This is a genomic window from Streptosporangium carneum (genome assembly GCF_027922005.1).
Classification (GTDB): Bacteria; Actinomycetota; Actinomycetes; order Streptosporangiales; family Streptosporangiaceae; genus Streptosporangium; species Streptosporangium carneum.
The window spans coordinates 255,741-273,277 of record NZ_BSEV01000004.1 but is presented as its reverse complement, the minus strand read 5'-3'; the positions used below and the strand labels follow the sequence as shown (position 1 = coordinate 273,277).

General features: G+C 68.5%; 16 protein-coding genes and 1 pseudogene. 4 read left to right on the top strand and 13 right to left on the bottom strand.

Annotated features, from left to right (window positions below):
• Positions 1–234 precede the first annotated feature (234 nt).
• A complete protein-coding gene (locus PKF00_RS12910) occupies positions 235–1,119 on the top strand; it encodes a phosphotransferase family protein (RefSeq protein ID WP_425582162.1) in 885 nt (294 codons plus the stop codon).
• A gap of 92 nt (positions 1,120–1,211) precedes the next feature.
• Here the strand turns inward: PKF00_RS12910 and PKF00_RS12905 are convergent, their stop codons facing one another.
• Complete coding sequence (locus PKF00_RS12905; RefSeq protein ID WP_271217689.1) at positions 1,212–1,775, bottom strand: hypothetical protein; 564 nt, start codon at positions 1,773–1,775, stop codon at positions 1,212–1,214.
• 353 nt (positions 1,776–2,128) lie between these two features.
• On the opposite strand from PKF00_RS12905, the gene PKF00_RS12900 reads away from it, so the two are divergent.
• Positions 2,129–2,329, top strand: a complete 201-nt coding sequence (locus PKF00_RS12900; RefSeq protein WP_271217688.1) for a hypothetical protein — start codon at positions 2,129–2,131, stop codon at positions 2,327–2,329.
• 378 nt (positions 2,330–2,707) lie between these two features.
• On the opposite strand, the gene PKF00_RS12895 is transcribed toward PKF00_RS12900, so the two are convergent.
• Both PKF00_RS12895 and PKF00_RS12890 read right to left on the bottom strand, forming a co-directional pair.
• Positions 2,708–3,277, bottom strand: coding sequence for an ArsR/SmtB family transcription factor (locus PKF00_RS12895; protein ID WP_271217687.1), 570 nt, complete (start codon positions 3,275–3,277; stop codon positions 2,708–2,710).
• A 711-nt stretch (positions 3,278–3,988) separates the two neighbouring features.
• The gene (locus PKF00_RS12890) at positions 3,989–4,369 is read right to left on the bottom strand and encodes a hypothetical protein (RefSeq protein ID WP_271217686.1); all 381 of its coding nucleotides are present in this window, start codon (positions 4,367–4,369) and stop codon (positions 3,989–3,991) included.
• A gap of 351 nt (positions 4,370–4,720) precedes the next feature.
• On the opposite strand from PKF00_RS12890, the pseudogene PKF00_RS44665 reads away from it, so the two are divergent.
• Positions 4,721–4,960: pseudogene (locus PKF00_RS44665) on the top strand (hypothetical protein); the annotation flags it as partial.
• A gap of 317 nt (positions 4,961–5,277) precedes the next feature.
• On the opposite strand, the gene PKF00_RS12885 reads toward PKF00_RS44665, so the two are convergent.
• Positions 5,278–6,807 carry an FAD-dependent monooxygenase gene (locus PKF00_RS12885; protein WP_271217685.1) on the bottom strand — a complete coding sequence of 510 codons (1,530 nt, stop codon included), beginning with the start codon at positions 6,805–6,807 and terminating at the stop codon, positions 5,278–5,280.
• Between the two features lie 284 nt (positions 6,808–7,091).
• Positions 7,092–7,859: an erythromycin esterase family protein gene (locus PKF00_RS12880; protein ID WP_271217684.1), complete on the bottom strand. Its 768-nt coding sequence runs from the start codon at positions 7,857–7,859 to the stop codon at positions 7,092–7,094.
• 231 nt (positions 7,860–8,090) lie between these two features.
• Here PKF00_RS12880 and PKF00_RS12875 point away from each other — a divergent pair, with 231 nt between their 5' ends.
• On the top strand, positions 8,091–8,678 hold the full coding sequence (locus PKF00_RS12875) for a TetR/AcrR family transcriptional regulator (RefSeq protein ID WP_271217683.1): 588 nt from the start codon (positions 8,091–8,093) through the stop codon (positions 8,676–8,678).
• Between the two features lie 36 nt (positions 8,679–8,714).
• On the opposite strand, the gene PKF00_RS12870 is transcribed toward PKF00_RS12875, so the two are convergent.
• The 8 genes from PKF00_RS12870 to PKF00_RS12835 form a co-directional block, all read right to left on the bottom strand.
• Positions 8,715–11,366 (bottom strand): ATP-binding protein, encoded by a 2,652-nt coding sequence (locus PKF00_RS12870; RefSeq protein WP_271217682.1) that lies wholly within the window; start codon positions 11,364–11,366, stop codon positions 8,715–8,717.
• Positions 11,363–11,788, bottom strand: coding sequence for a hypothetical protein (locus PKF00_RS12865; protein WP_271217681.1), 426 nt, complete (start codon positions 11,786–11,788; stop codon positions 11,363–11,365). The genes PKF00_RS12870 and PKF00_RS12865 overlap by 4 nt, the downstream gene beginning before the upstream one ends.
• A gap of 207 nt (positions 11,789–11,995) precedes the next feature.
• On the bottom strand, positions 11,996–12,475 hold the full coding sequence (locus PKF00_RS12860) for a DUF6653 family protein (protein ID WP_271217680.1): 480 nt from the start codon (positions 12,473–12,475) through the stop codon (positions 11,996–11,998).
• Positions 12,472–13,068 (bottom strand): TetR/AcrR family transcriptional regulator, encoded by a 597-nt coding sequence (locus tag PKF00_RS12855; RefSeq protein WP_271217679.1) that lies wholly within the window; start codon positions 13,066–13,068, stop codon positions 12,472–12,474. The genes PKF00_RS12860 and PKF00_RS12855 overlap by 4 nt, the downstream gene beginning before the upstream one ends.
• A gap of 331 nt (positions 13,069–13,399) precedes the next feature.
• Complete coding sequence (locus PKF00_RS12850) at positions 13,400–14,455, bottom strand: ferritin-like domain-containing protein (RefSeq protein WP_271217678.1); 1,056 nt, start codon at positions 14,453–14,455, stop codon at positions 13,400–13,402.
• 310 nt (positions 14,456–14,765) lie between these two features.
• Entirely contained in the window at positions 14,766–15,224 is a 459-nt protein-coding gene (locus tag PKF00_RS12845; RefSeq protein WP_271217677.1) for an acyl-CoA-like ligand-binding transcription factor, read from the bottom strand.
• 445 nt (positions 15,225–15,669) lie between these two features.
• Positions 15,670–16,500 carry a S1 family peptidase gene (locus PKF00_RS12840; RefSeq protein WP_271217676.1) on the bottom strand — a complete coding sequence of 277 codons (831 nt, stop codon included), beginning with the start codon at positions 16,498–16,500 and terminating at the stop codon, positions 15,670–15,672.
• Positions 16,501–16,848: 348 nt separating this feature from the next.
• Complete coding sequence (locus PKF00_RS12835) at positions 16,849–17,496, bottom strand: FMN-binding negative transcriptional regulator (RefSeq protein ID WP_271217675.1); 648 nt, start codon at positions 17,494–17,496, stop codon at positions 16,849–16,851.
• Positions 17,497–17,537 lie beyond the last annotated feature (41 nt).

Here is a 17,537-nt window from a genome sequence, read left to right as displayed (position 1 = left end):
TCGCATGAATTCCGACGGATGCCCGAGCAGTTCTTCTGTGGCCTGAAGACAGCGGCGGGCCAGGTCATGGTCTCCGTCTTCGAAAGAAGTTTCCAGAACAGCCCCCCTTTACGGCTCGAAGACACGGGCGACGGCCGCGGGGACGGTACGGCGGACGCGACAGTCTGACCTGGCCCGGCGCGGCGAGCTGCTTTCGAACGCGGCCCCGGCCGTCAACGAGGAAAGATGAGCTTGGTGAGTGACCAGGTACCCGGCGAGCTGCTGGAGATGGCCAAGGCCCTCCTGCCCGGAACCTCGTTGAAAGCGGCGCGGTTCGTCCGTGGCGGGATCCACGACGTCGTCCTGCTCCCGGGGGTCGCGGCGGTGCGAGTCAGCCGACGGCCGTCAGGGGCGCAGGCCCTGCCGCGGCGGACCGAAGTGCTGCGGGCGATCGCGGCGGCCGGACTGCCGTTCGCGGTGCCCGAGCCGCTGACGCCGGTGACGACGTTCGGAGCACGCGCCGCGGTCGCCGTCTCCTGGCTCGACGGCGCCGGACTGCCCGACGGCGTGGGTGATCCAGTGAGGATCGGCGAGCTTCTTCGGGCTCTACGGGAGCTTGCCGTCACCTCTCGGCTGCGAGCCGTACTGAGCACGCCGCGCACCCGCACCGGCGGCCATCACTGGGCCGACATCCTGGCCGAAGAGGTCATCCCGCGCCTGCCCGGCAGGTGGCGCGAAGAAGGTCGGCGACGCCTGGACGACGCGCTGGCCCTGGAGGAGGTCCCGGACCGTCTCGTCCACGGCGATCTCGGCGCGGACAACATCCACTGGAGCGGCGACGGCACGCTGATCGGTGTCTTGGACTGGGACCGGGCTCATCTGTTCGACCCGGCTGTCGACGCCGCCACCATGGGATGGCTGCACGGCTGGGACAACCTCCGCAAGGCCGTCGACGGCGCCACCTACCGGCGCGCCCGGGTCTGGGACCGGACGTTCGGGGTGACCCATCTTGTTGCGGCGCTGGACGGCAGACCTCTGGCGAACGCCGACAGCTACGTGCGGCACATCGTCGCATGGCTGGACATCAGCACCTCGACCAGGAGAACTCCCCGGGACGGCACGAAGGACGGGGCTGCCTGACCCCGGCGCGGCGAAAGCGGGGGTGCCGGTCTCGGCGATCGCCCGGCACGGCCGGTGGTCGGAGAAGTCCCCGGTGGTGCACGGCTGATCCTTTAACAATTGAGGGCGGTGGTCCGGGGTCGGCCCGAAGCGGGGTCCAAGGCCACGGGAAACGTTCGCCCGTCGGTCACCCGGATCTCAACCGAACTCGGCCCCGTCCACTTGACCGAGTCGAAGGCGTCATCAGGGATATCGCCGTTGAAGCAGCCGAGATCCCACTCCCTGCTGAGCAACCCGCCGTCCCTGCGGACGCTGAGCCACATCACCGTGTCCGGCCCGAGACCCGCCAGCGACCGCTGAAGTCGAATCCTGTACGGGGCCGGCCCGTCGACGAAGCCGACCTCCTCGACAGAGGTGAACGCAAGAGCGAGCCCTCCCCCGAACAGCGCGGCACTCGCGCCCAGTCCGGCAAGGACGACGATCACGACGCGTAGCCATATCCACCGCAGCCCGAAGGCGGCCAACGCCATCAGGAGGCAGGCCAGCGCGCCGAGCGCGAACGGATGGTTCAGATGCTCCCTCAGGAGCACCAGGTCGAAGCCGCGGAAGTACACCAGAGCCGCGAGACCGCCCGCGCAGAGCGAGGCGGCCAGCAGCACAAGCGAACGAGCGGGCATCGCGGATCCCATCGGTGAGGCGCCACCGAGATATGACAGCAGCGCAGTGCCGCGACCACGCCGTGTACGGAATCTCGACGAAACCTGCACAATCTCCGGGCTGACGCCTAGCCACTGGAGTGGAACGGCCTCAGGTCGCGATCCCCGCCGCTGGAAGATCTTCGTTCTCGCGGTTGCCCGCCTCGAGGTGCACCAGCCTGGGAAACGATCTATAAGCTCTCGGATGCCCGCTGCTCGCTGAAGACCGACTCGTGAACCTCCCATGAGATGGCGGTATCCACATCAGCGTCGCGGTCGCCTGGCAACGCGCCGGCAGCGGCGACGGGACCGGCTACGTCTTCTTCGGCGCCGACATGCGCGAGTCGGCAATAGACGGGTTCCTTGAGCAAGTACGGGAGATCGCACGGATTCCGCCCGCCGACGCCGACGGCGACCGCGTTACCGGCCTGTTCTTCGTCACCCACGAGGTCAACGGCATGACCGAATGGCAGATCCGTGGCGGCCAGGTCTCCATCACTCCCGGCGACGACCGCTACCGATACCTCGACGCCTAGCGAGCCGACGACCGCCTTGCCGACATCGACGGTCAGGACCGCGGCATTGGGGTGAACCGTACGGCTGCGTCCCGTCCGGTGGATGAAGGGGTCCCCGGAGCAAACAGCGAAAATCCAACGGATACGACTCTGAACTGCGGTTACTGAGGTTTTTAGGACGGTTGTTGATCTCCTCAGCTACGGTTCGTCATGGTTCGTGTGTTCTGTGACGTCCGGGATGGTTGATGTCGACGCGGTTCCTGTCTGATGAGCAGTTGGAGCGTCTACGGTCGTTCCCTGACATTGGGCGTGAGGAGCTGAACAAGTACTTCACGTTGACGCCGCGTGAGCACGGGTTCCTGGACGCGCCGGGCCGCGGTCCAGTTGGTGCCTGCTTGGTCATTCCGGGTTGGGGAGATCGGCTGGTGGGCCCAGCGGGGGGTCGTTGGCCAGGTCGAACGCGGCGGCGAGGATGGTGAGGACCTGGATCGTGGCCTGAGGTGCCAGCTCGTACTCGCCGCGCCTCCGTTGTGTGATCAGCCTGGCGCTCTGTAGCGCGCGCAGGTGGTGATAGAGCTGGCCGCTCGTGGTCTGCTCGCCGTCTCCGCCGAGGGACTCTTGGAGGTCGGTGCTGGTGCACCGGCCCTGTTGTACGAGCGCGGCGAGCAGCGCCAGCCGCGGCTGGCTGCCCAGGGACTCCAGGATGGCGGCCACTGGCGCCCAATCGGCCGACAGCAACTCGGCGAGAGAAAGCTGCCTGTCCCAGAGGTTCTCGCCGCCGGCCAGCCGTGCTGCTCCGACATAGCCCACCGTCCCGAGCCTGTTCTCCTCCTTCGCCTGGCGGAGCATGCTGGTGGCTGCCGTGGTGAGGGACGGCGACTTCGGGAGGCGTCGTGGGGCAGCGGTGTCGACTCGACTCTCCAGGTGGGCGATCCGGCGCTCTAATTCGGCGAGTTTGTCCTCGCTCATCGCATCCTCCTACGCTATTCCATATTTACGAAATAGCGTAGATGTCTGGTGCGGGTATGGCAACGTCCTTGGTGGGCGAGATTGCGGTGCCGTCCAAGAGCGGGATCTCGCGGGAGATCTCGCCCTTGCCGGAGCGGACGATGACCTTGCCTTTACGCGCCGAGAGCGGGATGTCGTCGTCCAGAGCGACGAGCTCGGCGATCCGGACGCCGGAGTAGAACAGCAGCCGGCCGATGGCGTGGTCGCGGGCGAGGGGGCGCAGGTAGCGCTTCTACTGGCGGGCGTCCAGGGCGCGGGGCGCGAGCTTGGGGGCGTCGTCGCGGCGGACGACGGCGGGGCCGAGTCCGAGCTGGGTGAAGAAGTGGTCCAACACTCAGTGGATAACGCCGTCACCGGGTCCTCGGAGCCCAGGACAGAACTCAGTGGATAAGAAGGCGTGATGCCATGAGCGCCCCCGTCGTGCCAATCCGTCCCGCCATCGATACCGCAGTGGCCGCCCGCGACGCCCGCCCCTGCCGCCCAGCAACCGGGAGCCCGCGCTGCCCAGCCCGACGGGTTTCCCGTCGACGTAGGCCCCGACGACATCAAGGAACCGGCGCAAGCCGGGCAACGAGACGGTCCCGCCGCTGGTGACCGTGACAGCCCGGCTACCGCAGGTGCTGGGGCGACTCTCCTGCCAGGTTTTTGAGGTCCGATCTCAGCTCGTTGTCATCAGATGTACAGGTGTCCGCCCGACAGTTCGGCGATTCGGACAGCGGCGCGCACCAGTGAGAGCCGGTGGAGGAGATGGACGAGGAGAGGCGTCTCGTACAGATGGCCGCCCGCCGAGGTTGAGATGGTCCTCTCGTTCGGCGGGGTGCTGGTCCAGTGGCGAGCGAGCGCGTCCAGTTCCTCCGAAAAGGCGGTCAGCTGCTCGTGCCGTACGGTGAGGTCCTCGCCGGGCAGCTGGGACAGAAACGCAAGCCCGAGCCGCTGCGCGGGCTTCGCCCAGTGCTCGATCACGATTCCGTGCCCGCCCATGGCTGCTTCGTAGAGCTCCGCGCATTCGCCGGAACCGTCGTCCGGCCCGTACACGGTGATCACATAGGACACTTCGCCGCTCCTCCGTTCAGCACACACCCGATCCATCGCACCCACCGCCTACTGACCGCCCCTGACGTCATGGTCTCCTCGGCGCCACGCCGCGGCGTTAGCCCCGGCTTCTACGACATCTTCGTCAGCACAGGTCAGACGGTACTTCGCTGGATTCGCGGTCATTGCGCAGCCGTCGCCAGCATGGCCCGTCCAAGCGCGGTCGTCAGCCGCTAACCATCGTCAACGGTAGTCATATATCCCGACAAAGACATTCAGATAACCCGAACTGGAGGAGTGATCCACCAACCGACTCCCTGTTATCAATGAGATGTCAGATAAGTAAGAAAAAGAAGCAAAGAAGAGCTGTCCATGTTGCAGCGAACGAAGGCCGTCAAGCTGAGACTCCTCAGCGTCATCGGCGCCGCAGTCGTGCTGGCGCCTGTCCTGGCGACCGGTCCGGCCCAGGCGTCCTCCACCGACACCGCCCTGCTGGTCACTGGCATCCACGTCTTCGACGACACGGGCTTCTCAGGCCCGGACACCTGGCTCAACGGGGACGTCAGCCAGTGCTATTACGTCGGCTCCGGCTGGAACGACAAGATCAATTCCGCCCGTACCGAGAGCAGTCACCTGGTGGAGTTGTGGGACAACGCCGACTGCACCGGGGGGCGATCGTCGTCGACAACACCGGCTACAGCTCGATTGGCAGCTGGGTCAGCGGCTACCGCATCCGCTAGTTCAGCAACAGTTGGCTGCCGGGACAGCGCGATCGGTGAAGGCGGTCCTGTTCCGGCAGCCAACGTGCAGGCCTACAGGTCATATCCCCACCCGCGCCGCCCTGGGCGTTCCGCGCACTCCACCCGCCACGGAGCTCGCCGGGCACCGTCAGGCCGCCTGTGCCGCACCCGGCCGATGCCTGATCCACATCAGGGTGTGCCGAACCAGCTGGAGAGCGCTTCGCGTAGCGCCGGCGTGGCGGTGCCGGCGGGTTCGTCGACGGGTGCTGCCCAGGCGATGTGAGCGTCCGGGCGGATCAGCAGGGCGTCGGCTGGTCGCCGGCCGGTCTTGGCGGTGTGAACGTCGACGCGCTGCCTCCAGTCGCGGACGGCCTCACGAAGGTCGGGGCGGTCGGCGAGGTCGAGGAGGATGGGCCGGGCGGGGTGCAGGAGTTCGGCGACGCCGGTGATTCCCTGGTCGGTGTGCAGGGCGAGGTCGGGCGCGAAGGTGCCCGCCAGGGGGTGGGGGTTCGTGCCGGGCATCGGGTAGCGGATGTCGGCGCCGGCGACCATGGCTCCCATGCGGCGCAACGGCTGCTCGTCGGCGAGCAGTTCCTGGAACATCTCGCGGAGCGCTTCGGCGGCCGCGTCGTGCCCGCGCCGCAGTGCCACCTGGGCGCGGGTGTGCAGCATGGTGCGGGCACCGGCGAGGTGGCGTTCGTCGTGGTAGGTGTCCAGCAGCCCGGGCGGCGCCCAGCCGTGCAGGTCGGCGGCCAGCTTCCAGGCGAGGTTGACCGCGTCCAGCATGCCGGAGTTGAGCGCCACTCCGGTGGCGGGGAACAGATGCGCCGCGTCACCGGCCACCATGACGCGCCCGACACGGTAACGCTCGGCCTGGCGGGCCTTGAAGGTGAAGCGCGACAGCCGCGTCGATCCGGCCAGGGGCAGGTGCGCGCCGAGCACGCGGCGGATGCTGTCCTGCAGTTCGGTCAGAGTCATCGGGACGTCGTCGTCGTACTCGGTGGTCTCGTCCTCGATGGTGTAGAGGGAGACGCTCTGGGCGCCGGGTGAGGAGCCGACGCCGAGCAGGCCCTGGTCCGTGCGGGTGAAACCCGTGCGGATCGTGCCGAAGCCGGGAACGTCGAGATCGCCGTTGCCGAGCACGGTCACCGAGTCGGGCAGCGTGACCTGGCCCAGCCGGTTGACCTCCGGATAGGTGATGCCGGGGAACGGAATGCCGGCCCAGTCCCGGACCCGGCTGCGCGCGCCGTCGCATCCCACCAGGTAGCGGGCGTTCACCTGGTACGGGCCGTCCGGGCCCCGCACGTCCACCGTCACCGCGGCGTCGTCCTGGTTCACCCCGATCACCTCGTGCCCGCGCCGGACGTCCACGCCGAGCTCACCGGCGTGTTCGTCGAGCAGCCGCTCCAGCTGCTGCTGCGGCAGCGGCAGCGCGTGCAGCGGCGGATCCGCCAGCCGGGTGAAGTCCAGATGCACCCCGCCGAACGGGAACCGGGGCGCCGGGACGGGGCCGGTGCAGGCCGCTTGGAAGCGTTCCAGCAGGCCCCGGTAGCGCAGCAGCTCCAGGATCTGCCCGCCGAGACCTCCGGCCTTCGGGGTGTCGCGGCGGTGGGGGTACCGCTCCAGCACCAGCGGTCGCACCCCGGCCAAGCTCAGTTCATTCGCCAGCATGAGGCCAGCCGGTCCGGCTCCCACAATGATCACATCGGCGTTCTTCATCGGTCGCTTCTCTCACAATCTGTCGTTGTCCGCAATACGCGCATGTCGTCACGCGCCGTTCCGCCGATTCTGTGCCTGCGCTGACGGTTTCCTGCGCGGCTTGGACGATGACGTCCTCGGTCTCGATGCGCGTCCACCACGGTCTGAGCGGTACGGCAGTGGGCGGCGTCCCGCTGACCTCGTGGTGCCGGACCGTCGGCGACCTGCCCGGGGTGGGATCGTGACGTGTCGCATCTCAGTTCTCGATGTCGGCGACGGTGGAGGTCGGGGTGTTGAGGATGCCGTCAAACGCCTCCAGGACGGGCGTGTGCACGTAGGCGCTCTGGATCCGGATGCGGTCGGGGCCGGTGGTCTCGTGCGCCTTGCGGAGGTCGGCGACGCTGAGCCCGAGCCCGGCCTCGGCAAGGCGGCCTCGATGCTGCCCGGCTCGGGCGACTGCAGCGCGACGTTGTCGATGGCGAAGCGGCGGCCAGGCGGGTCCAGGCCGGCGCGGCCGAGGCCGCGGAGGCGCCGGCGAACGACCCGGCGATCCGGATCGCCTCCTGGATCATCGGGAGGGCCTCGGGATCAACCTCGCACAGGTAGTCGGCGACCGGGGTCAGCGCGGGAAGCAGGGACCCACCGGCCGCCGGGACGTCGATCCCGGCGAAACGCACCGGCACCCCGGCTGAGGCGTTGTGCCGGCGCATCCAGCGCAGCGGCTCATCGACCCCGACCGGGATCGCCGCGGCGAGCCGGGCCTGCAGCTCATCGTCGAGACCCTCGCCCTGGGCCCAGGCGTCCAGCGGGAAGCCTTCGCTGAAGCCGTACTCGAAGGCCAGGACGGTGAAACCGCAACGTTCGGCCAGGAACCGCAGGATGCGCTGGCGCATGAGCGAGAACTCGACGATGAAGTGGGAGTTCTCACCGATCGCGACGACACGGGCCGCCCCGATGAGCTCGCGCAGCGGCTCCAGCTCATCCAGCGCCGCCTCCGGGTCGAGGTGGGTGAGCGGGACGGCATGGGCGCTGAGCCAGCCGGCGAACGAGCTGGGGCGGGACGGAACGGGCATCACGAAATCGTCCTCTTTCCGATGAGGTGGCGAGGGCGCGTTGAAGAACGTCGGGCCTCGTCGCCTTGACGTCGTGCGCGCTGAGGTAGGGCACACCCGCTTGTAGTCCTCGGGGGTGGGCTTCGACCTGGTCGTTCTTATCGGTACGGAACGTATCGTACCGATAAGATGATGTCCATGTCGGGCTTCTGATGTCAAGTACGGAACGTTCCGTACCGATAAGGTGTTGGCATGACCGACACGCCCCACCGTCGCGGCGCTGACCGGACCGAGGCCATCATGCGGATCACGCTGGAGCTCGGCCAGGAGATCGGCTACGCCAAACTGAGCATCGAGGCGGTCGCGGCCCGTGCGGGCGCCAGCAAGCAGACCATCTACCGCCGATGGTCATCCAAGGGAGCCCTACTGCTCGACTCGCTGCTGTCGCTGAACGAGCCAGACCTGGACTACCCCGACACCGGCGACATCGTCGCCGACCTGCGCGCCCAGATCCACTCGGCCGTTGACCTGCTGGCCAGGCCACCCTTCGGCCCCTTGTTCAAGGCCCTGATCGGCGAGGCCCAGCACGAACCCCGGATCGCCGCCGCGCTCAACGAGCGCTTCATCGCCCCGCAGGCGGACAAGACCGTCGCCCGGTTGAAGACGGCCCGCGACCAGGGCCAACTGTCACCCGCCTTCGACCTCGACCTGGCGATGGCGATCCTGTCCGGCCCGCTGTACTTCCAGTTCCTGATCACTCAGGAACAACTGACCCATGAGTATGTCGACCGGATTCTCGACGCCCTTTTCACCGGGATGGGCCCCGGCCACGTACGCTGACGTCCCATGTCGGGCCGCCAGGCTCATGGGTGCCTCCTATAACGTTGCCAGGTACGCGGCGGCTGCCGCAGCCTCGGGGCTTCCGAGCCGCCGGTAGATCGCCACTGCCTCGCCCAGACGGGTGATCGCGGCCTCCCGGTCGCCAGTACGGACGGCGCACCGGGCGATTCCCTCAAGTGCGTGCGCCTCGTCCAATGGACTACTGATCTGACGTGTCAGGCGCAATGCCTGCTCAAACACGGGTACCGCCTCCTGCGGACCGGCTGAGTTCGCCACGAGCGCGCCCATGTTGTTCAGGGCCGCGGCTTCGCCTTGTGGATCGCCGATCTGCCGGAACAGCGACAGCGCCCGCTCCAGCAGTTCGGTGGCCGCGGGATGGTCGCCGGTCATGAGGTGGACGCGGCCCAGGTCGTTGAGAACGTTGGCCTCCCCGAGGCGGCCGCCGATCTGCCGGAACAGCGACAGCGCCCGCTCCAGCAGTTCGGTGGCCGCGGGATGGTCGCCGGTCATGAGGTGAATGCGGCCCAGGTCGTTGAGAACGTTGGCCTCCCCGACAGGGATGTCGAACTGCTGGTAGACAGTCAGCGCCTGCTCCAGCAGTTCGGTGGCCGCCGCGTAGTCCCCGCTCTGCTGGCGCTGGTAACCCAGATCATTGAGGACGTTGGCCTCACCCACACGATGGCCGAGCTGTTGGTAGATGGCCAGCGCCTGCTCCAGCAGTTCGGTGGCCGCCGCATGGTCTCCGCTCTGTCGACGCTGGTAACCCAGCTCGTTGAGGACATCGGCTTCACCCACACGGTGGCCGAGCTGTTGGTAGATGGTCAGCGCCTGCTCCAGCAGTTCGGTGGCCGCCGCGTAGTCCCCGCTCTGCCGACGCAGATAACCCAGTTCGTTGAGGACGTTGGCCTCCCCCAGGCTGTCGCCGATCTCCCGGTAGATGGTCAGCGCCCGCTCCAACAGCCTGGCGGTCGCCGCGATGTCCCCGGTCTGCTGGCGTAGATAACCCAGTTCGTTGAGGACGTTGGCCTCCCCCAGGTGGTCGCCGATCTCCCGGTAGACGGTCAGCGCCCGCTCCAACAGCCCGATGGCCACCGCGTAGTCCCCGCTCTGCTCGCGGATTCGGCCCAGGTCCCTGAGGGCACTGGCCTCGCCTGGAGAGTCGTGTTCGTGCTGGGCGGCTGCGATCGCGACCTGGTGAAGAGCCGCGGCCTGGGCCCAGGGGCCTTCGAGGTGAAGGAAGGCGGCCATCGCGGCCGTCAGCCAGATGACGCGACCGTACAGGTCATTCCTGGTGGCGTGGTCGATGCAGGCGAGCAGGTTGGCGCGTTCGGTGCGCATCCAGCCCAGGGCGGCGGCCCGGTCAGGCAGATCCGGGCCCGCGGTCATCGCCGCATCGGGAGCCGGAGGCGCGCCGGGGCGGGTGTAGTTGGCCAGGTGGTGCTCAGCGGTCTGGGCGGTGCGCTGGTAGTGGTCCAGAAGCCGTTCGAGGGCCTGGCCACGGTCCTGCTCGCCGTCGTGACGGCCGGCGAGGGTGCGGGCGTATTCACGGAGCAGGTCGTGCAGTTCGTATCGGCCGGGCGAGGCGGGGGTCTCGATCAGGAGGTGGTCCAGGTACAGGGCGTCCAAGTCCTCGTGAGCCTGGGCGAGCGAGATGCCGGCCAGGGCGGCGGCGGCGTGAGCGTCGAAGTCAAGGCCGGGATGCAGGCCCAGGAGGCGAAACAGCCGCTGCCGTGCGGAGGTGAGGTCGCGGTAGGACATCTCGAACGCGGCGGCGACCGCCAGGTCTCCGGGACGGTCTCCGGACCGGAGTACGGCAAGCCGGTCGGCGGCGGTGGTGAAGATGTCGGCCAGGTGGGCGACGCTCCAGGCCGGGCGATGGATCAGCCGGCGGGCCAGCAGCACGATGGCCAGCGGCAGGAACCCGCACCGCCGCACGATCTCCTCGACCGCCCCGATCTCGGCTGGGACCGGGGTACGGCGGCAGACCCGGATGAACAACTCCACCGCCTCGTCGGCAGGCAGGATCGGTAAAGCGAGGTGCTCGGCTTCTTCCACGTCCAGGCGACCGCGGCTGGTGATCAGCACCAGACAGTCACCCGGCCCAGGCAGCAGCGGCCGCACCTGCGCGGGCGATACGGCGTCGTCCAGGACAAGCAGGACTTTGCGGCCGGCGATGCGGTCGCGCCACCGCGCGGCTCGGTCCTCCAGGTCAGCGGGCAAGTGCCGGGGGTCCAGTCCGGTCTTGTCCAGCAGGGAGGCGAGCACCGCAGCCGGGTCGGCCGGGGTCTGTCCCGGAGTGTGGGCGTGCAGGTCGACGAACAGTTGCCCGTCGGGGAACCGGTCAGCCAGCAGTCGCGCGGCGCGGCGGATCAGCGCGGTCTTGCCGACCCCTGCCATTCCGTTCACCGCATGCACCGCCACCACGCCGCTCACGCCTGCCAGCAGTTGCGCCAGTTCGCGACCGCGGCCGGTGAAGTCGGGCACGTCCAAGACCAGGGTCCGCATCGCCTCAGGCGGCGGGGGCGTGTCGGACAGTTGCTGGGTCAGGTGGATGTCACCCAGCGCTTGGACGATCGTGCTGCCCTCGGCTGCCTGCGCGTGCTGGGCACGGTGGACGTCCGCCTGACGTTCGCGGTTGCTGCCGGGCTCGCTCTCAGGTCGGCCGGCGGGTTCAGCGGGCCCGGTCATGACGTCGGGGGCAGGTGGGTGGTGATGTCTCCCCCTGCCTGGTAAATCGTGCTGTGATCGGTGGCGTGCGCAGTCTGGATGATCGTCCGGATGCGGGTCTGCTCGTCAGCGGCCAGAGCAGGCACAAGGTGCTCTTCCAGGAGCCGCTGGACCTCGTGGGCCAGCGCCGGGTCGTTCCTGACCAAGCGCTGCAGTTTGCTCTGCCACTCTCCCGCCAGGGCCTGCTCGGCACTGACGTCGCCGCTACTGCGGGCCTGCACTATCTCGGCCCGGACCACCTCTAAGTCCTCGCCGATCTGCTCTGCTTTGTCGGGGTGGAGCCGGCGCCACAGCGCGACCACCGCGTCCCGAACCGTCTCCCACACGCTGGTGGCCATCGCGGAGATCACCGCTGTTCCCGCTGCCACCACGATCGGATCCACTCGCGCCCCTTTCCGGCGGATGATCCCCGAGACGCTCAACTCTATGAGTCATAATCCCTTCTGTGGCCGGGTTTCGGCACATCGGCATCGGAGAAGGCCGAGCACGTTCGTCCGGCCCACCCTTCAGCACGACGGCGTGGCCGACGGCATGATCGGCGTGCCGCCGCTGGTCTTCGGCGTCGCCGGCGTCTGCGGCCGTATTTCTGTTCAGCGTCCAGAGGCGGCCTGATCGTAGAAGACGCCCAGCCGGTCGATCCGCCAGAGCTGGCCGTACACGATGAGGACCGCGCCGAACACGGTCGGCCAGACCGCCAGAGCGATCAGCCCCCATGCCAGCAGGGCGACACCGGCGGACGCGCCGAGGATCCAGATCCGCTGGACAACCACGAATCCTGCGGGCATGCGCGAGCGATCCTTCAGCCACAGGCGCTCGCCGTAGATGCCCCGGGAGGACCAGGCGGCCGGTTCGTCGATCGGCGGGAAGGCGTGCGGGTTGGCCCACAGCCACAGGACGACCAGGGCCAGCGGCGCCAGCGCCCACCAGCCGATCCACGTACGGCTCCAGATCGCCAGGATGGCGAGCGGGATGGCGGCGAACCGGGTCCAGACGCTCCACGGATTGGCGTGGCGCTTCCACGCCTCCTCGCTCATCCCGGCCATCCTCGCGTACCTGTCCAGCGCGCTCATGCGAGCATCCCCCTTGCCAAAGTCCTGATGGTGGCCTCAAGCACCTGCTCATAGGCGGGGCCGAAGCGGTCGCGGTTGACGACGACGAGGCCGACCCCGCGGATCACCCCGACGAGGGTCTCCGGCGGGATGTCCGCGGCGACGACACCGGCCCGCTGGCCTGCGGCCAGGTAGTCGAGCAGCGGCGTGACGATCTGCGGGGTGACGCGGGCGATCTGCTCGGGACCGACGCGCCTGGTCACCGCCTCCAGCTCGTCCGGCCGGGTGAGCAGCCGCCGGTAGAGAGGGTCGCCGGTGAGCACGCCGGTGATGGCGTGCATGACGGCGACCAACCCCTCCTCTCCGGGCGGGCCGTCCAAGGCCGCTGTGACGCGGGCCGCCACCTGCGGAGTGCGGCGCAGCATGACCTCCAGGTAGAGCGACTCCTTGGAGTCGAAGAAGGCGTAGAAGCTGCCCTTGGCGATGCCCGCCGGAGCGACGAGATCCTCCAGCGAGGTCTTCTTCAGACCTTGTGTGACGAACAGTTCCTCACCGGCGTCGAGCAGCACGCGCGCGATGCGTGACTTCTCCTCGGCCGTGAACGCGGTTGCCATTGCTATGACTCCTTTGGTCATTCAGTCATAGCCTACTGCTGGACACGGCTGGCGGCCACGGCGCTCACCCCGTCCCGCCTGAGGGTGATGCCGACGAGGTCGAGGCGGAGGCGACCGGCGAAGCCATGGAGACCAGGGGCCTCCGGGGGACGGTCGACCTCCGCACTCTGTCCGGCGCCGTCACGGTGCGCGTCAGCGAGCAGAGCCGCGCGACAGCCAGGGGCTTGACGGGGCCGGGCGCAGAAGGCGCGGTCGGCCCCGTGCGAGCCGTGCGGCAGGAGTGGCGTTCAAAGGCCTGACGGTCGGCTGACCGGGCTCATGCCGCCTGCCTTCACAGGGGCGGTCTGAACTCGGGCCCGTAGATCTTCGTCCTGCCGTCCTGGTGGCTGATCAGGTCGCGTGCTTGGGCGGCGAACTCGAACATCGCGCCGATCGCCTGGCCGAGGGCGCCGGGCTTGGACTGCCAGGCCTGCTCGAGCCTGATGAGGAGAAGCTGGTACGACAGGTTGCACGCGTCAAGCTTGGCCCGCACGTCGGCGGGTGCGTCCTGCCAGCCATCGGCCGGCACCCGCGCCAGCGGGTGGACCGGCGGCCGAGGCACCGGATCGCCGTCGTACTCCCACTGCTGAGAGTCGGCGTGGTAGCGCAAGGCGCGCCCGCGCCAGATCTCCTTGAATCTGTAGTAGTGGGCCAGGTCGGCGGGATCGGTGTCGCGCGGGCCCCGATGTCCGAGCGTCTCGGGCGACCCCGGTTTCCCCTCACCCTGGTCGACGATGAGGTCGATGGCCCTGTCGGCGTCCGCCAGATTGGTGATTTTGAATATCTTGTCGTCGCCGATGCGGGCTTCGAGCTGCCGCTGCTGCGCGTAGGGAAGGTGAGCCGAACAGGCGTCGAAGGCATCCCTGACGGCCTTGTAGAACAGGCCGATCGTCGGGTAGGCGTCGTCTCCCCTCTGTGCGTGCGCGACCGGCGTCTCCGGCATCTCGATCTCCATGAAGACCTTCTTCACGACGTCGTTGTCGTCGCAGGGCGCGGCCGCCAGCCCTTCCAGGTAGACCGTCAGCTCCTCGTGCCGGATGTTTCCCGGCAACGGGGTCGGATAGCTCCGGGCCGCCGCTTTCACCGCGGGCGTGCCCCCGGCCGCGGTGAGCAGGTTGCAGGCCAGCCCCATGTGCAGCATCTCCTGCAGCACGATCTTCCTGATGTGCACGGCGACATCGCAGGAGGGGTCCTTGATGGAGAACAGCCCGTACAGGTACGGCGGGATCGTCGCCAGTTCCAGGGCGACGGCGCTCTGCAGGGCATCGCACAACCAGGCGGGGTCCCGCTGGTCAACCGGCACCGTCATGTGCCGCCTGATGACGTGGGAGAGCGTCGGTGTGCTCATCGCACCTCTTTCTTGCTGTCGGCTTCGCCTGCAACTTCACGATCGTGCTCGGACCCGCCAAGGGACCTGCGACGGCGTCATCGATCAGTTGCCCGCGCAGACGACTTTTCACACACTCTTTTATCTGTGAATGCCGTGGACGGCGGCGGGTGGGCCGGCCTTTTCGCACAGCGACCACGGGCGTCCCGACGTCGCCAGGACCTGCCCACCGCGCGGTGGCGGGCAAGCGCGCCGGTCGTCTCCGAGGGCCGGCGCTGCCACCCGGTCCAGGACGTAGGCGTCCGAGGCGCGCGGGGAGTATCATGCTCGGTCACCTCGACCGGACAGCGTCCATGGCGTCGTCGAGCAGGTCGGCGAAGGACAGGGCGCCTTCGGAGGAGAGCCAGGTGGCCTGTGCGGCCAGCAGGCAGGAGAACGCGGCGCCGATGATCGCGGCGGGGCGGGGGTCGGCGGGATCGGTGCGTCCGGTGCGTTCACGGACGGTGGGCAGGAGCAGTTCCTGCATGCGGGAGACGCGTTCGAGGTGGCCGGCGGTGAGCGTCGGATGGTCACGGATGATCCGCTCCATCATCAGGGCGCGCGATCCATGGGTCTCGTCGTCGAAATAGCCGGCCACCTGATCGAAGGCGCGCCGCAGAGACACCCAGACCGCCTCCTCGCGGGGGCGGGCGGCGAAGGATTCGGCGAGCCGGGTGCCGATGATCTCGTATTTGCCGACCACCAGGTCTTCCTTGGACGAGACGTAGCGGAAGAACGTGCGCTTGGACATGCCCGCGGCCGCGGCGAACTCCCCACCCAGATCGTCCCGCCGATCTACCAGCAGCGCCTGCAGACCTGGGCCGAATGGACACCGCTGTCGAGGGCCGCAGAAGGCAGGTAATTCCACGCCGAACCGGCAAGGAGAACCGACACGACCGGCAGCAACGGCCTGCCTGAGGGCGACACCCCCTTCCGCGACGCCTCGAGCCCGACCGGCGCCGCCGCGAAGGCCAACGCCTGATCGTGCCGCCCGAATCGCCCGCCACGCGCCGCACGCCACCCTCACCGTCCAGCACCTGGATCTGACCTCGCTGGATTCCATCCACAGCGCCGCCGCCGAACTCCACGCCACGCAACGGAAAGTCACGCCAGGCGCCCGGCCAGTCTCGGTCTTGTCGTGACTTTCCGTTCCGGCGTCACCGGCTGCGCGGCGGCCGGGCAGGATGGACAGCAGGTCAGCTGTTTGCGCGGATGGTCTGATTGATCCAGTCGGTGTAGGCGGTCACGTTGGTGTACAGGCCGGGGCCTTCGGCGCAGGAGGGGCTCGGGGCGCCGGGGCCGGAGGTGACGCCGATGAGCTCCCAGCGACCGCCCCGGCCGCGCTGGATCTGCGGGCCGCCGGAGTCGCCGTTGCAGGCCATGGCCTTGGGCTTGCGGCTGACGGTGCACAGGCGGGTGTCGGAGGCGTAGCCGGGTCCGCATTCGGAGATCGCGCCGCGGCGGGTCTCCAGCTGGCGCAGCTGCTTGGCCATCTTCCACTCGTTCGGGTCCTTGCTGAACTTGGTGATGCCGAAGCCGATGACGCGGGTGGGGGTGCCGGGCTTGCCGGCCTGCCGGGCGATCGGGATGGGCTTGATGGAGACGGGCTTGTCCAGGCGGATCAGCGCGAGGTCGACGGTGTTGTACGGTGCCTTGTCCGTGCCCTGGGCGTAGCCGGGGTGGGTGATCGCTTGGGCGATCTTGCGGACGGCGCCGCCGGACTTGCGCTGGTCGCTGCCGATGCGGACGGTGCCCTTCACGATCGAGCCGATCTCCATGTCGACGCAGTGCGCGGCGGTTACCACCCACTGGGGGTTGATCAGCGCCGCACCACAGTTGCCGTCCTTGAGGCCCATGGCAGGCACCGTGATGGGGATGGAGGCCATGAAGCCGTAGGACTCGGTGGGCCTGGTGCCGTTGATGATCGCTCCGGCGCTGCCGGCCGTCGCCGCGAGGCAGGCCGCGCCGGCCAGGGCGACGACGGCGGAGCGGGACATGGCACGGCGGAACGACTTCTTGCCAAACACGAGGGAGAAACCCTTCAGTGGAAGATTGAGACGTTATAAAGCTAGATGTCCACCTTTGCCTGAGGGATCATGTCAGCACGTCAACACGGGGTAGGGATAACCCCACCTGACCATGGCAGACATCACGGCGTCAGGATTCGGAGACTCTCTGCCGAGAGGCGGCCGGTCGGGGTTGCGGCACATCAGAACGGAAGGTCACGCCAGACGCCCCGCCCGATCCCGGTCTTGCCGTGACTTTCTGTTCCAGCGTCACCGGCTGCGCGGCGGCCGGGCTGAGACGGAAGACGGTCACGACGAAGAAGCTCCTTCACCCGCCGGTTCTGGCAGAGATCGTCGGCACGGGCCGGGTCAGGGCGTCCAGGTGCCGATACGGCCCAGGCGGCGCAGTTGCTGGGCCGCGGCCGGGAGGTCCAGGCCCTCGCCACGTCGGGTGAGGCGGCCGGTGACCGCGGTGCGGTGTTCGACGCTCTTGTGGTCGTCGTATTTGAACTTGGCCTGGACGGCGGTCACCTTCAGGCGCAGCCCGCGGATGCCGGACAGCATGCGCCCGTACGGCGGGCGGTCGACGGCGACCTCGGCGTGATCGCCGTCGGGCTGGAAGTGGGCGAGCTGCCGGGTCAGCAGGTCGGCCTTGGCCTGGGGGTCGTCGATGACGTGAGCGCGGCAGATGAACTGGACGGCCGCGTAATAGCTGGTCGGGACCCCGTCCTGCGGCGGAGTGCCGGGGGCGGCGCGCCAGGGGCCGGGGACGAAGGCGTAGTCGCCGATGACGGTGAAGGTCACGTCTGGATTGTGCTCGATCGCCTTCCATACCGGGTTCGGGCGGGCGAGGTGAACCAGGAGATCACTCCCGTCGAAGACGAAATGGGTGGGGATGACGACGGGCGGCCGGCCAGGCAGGCCGTTGACCGCGAGCTGGCCGAAGTCGTGGCCGTCGGCGATCCACGCCTGCCACTCGGCCTCGTCCAGGCTCGCGTCCCAGGGCTGGATGAACATGAGCGGCTCCCTTACGTGATCGAAGTCGTACGGCGGCGCGA

Excerpts from the sequence above, each read along its gene's own strand:
- PKF00_RS12905 (WP_271217689.1), bottom strand. The coding sequence starts at position 1,775 with ATGCCCGCTCGTTCGCTTGTGCTGCTGGCCGCCTCGCTCTGCGCGGGC.
- PKF00_RS12900 (WP_271217688.1), top strand. The coding sequence starts at position 2,129 with ATGCGCGAGTCGGCAATAGACGGGTTCCTTGAGCAAGTACGGGAGATC.
- PKF00_RS12895 (WP_271217687.1), bottom strand. The coding sequence starts at position 3,277 with ATGAGCGAGGACAAACTCGCCGAATTAGAGCGCCGGATCGCCCACCTG.
- PKF00_RS12885 (WP_271217685.1), bottom strand. The coding sequence starts at position 6,807 with ATGAAGAACGCCGATGTGATCATTGTGGGAGCCGGACCGGCTGGCCTC.
- PKF00_RS12880 (WP_271217684.1), bottom strand. The coding sequence starts at position 7,859 with ATGCCCGTTCCGTCCCGCCCCAGCTCGTTCGCCGGCTGGCTCAGCGCC.
- PKF00_RS12875 (WP_271217683.1), top strand. The coding sequence starts at position 8,091 with ATGACCGACACGCCCCACCGTCGCGGCGCTGACCGGACCGAGGCCATC.
- PKF00_RS12870 (WP_271217682.1), bottom strand. The coding sequence starts at position 11,366 with ATGACCGGGCCCGCTGAACCCGCCGGCCGACCTGAGAGCGAGCCCGGC.
- PKF00_RS12860 (WP_271217680.1), bottom strand. The coding sequence starts at position 12,475 with ATGAGCGCGCTGGACAGGTACGCGAGGATGGCCGGGATGAGCGAGGAG.
- PKF00_RS12855 (WP_271217679.1), bottom strand. The coding sequence starts at position 13,068 with ATGGCAACCGCGTTCACGGCCGAGGAGAAGTCACGCATCGCGCGCGTG.
- PKF00_RS12850 (WP_271217678.1), bottom strand. The coding sequence starts at position 14,455 with ATGAGCACACCGACGCTCTCCCACGTCATCAGGCGGCACATGACGGTG.
- PKF00_RS12845 (WP_271217677.1), bottom strand. The coding sequence starts at position 15,224 with ATGTCCAAGCGCACGTTCTTCCGCTACGTCTCGTCCAAGGAAGACCTG.
- PKF00_RS12835 (WP_271217675.1), bottom strand. The coding sequence starts at position 17,496 with ATGTTCATCCAGCCCTGGGACGCGAGCCTGGACGAGGCCGAGTGGCAG.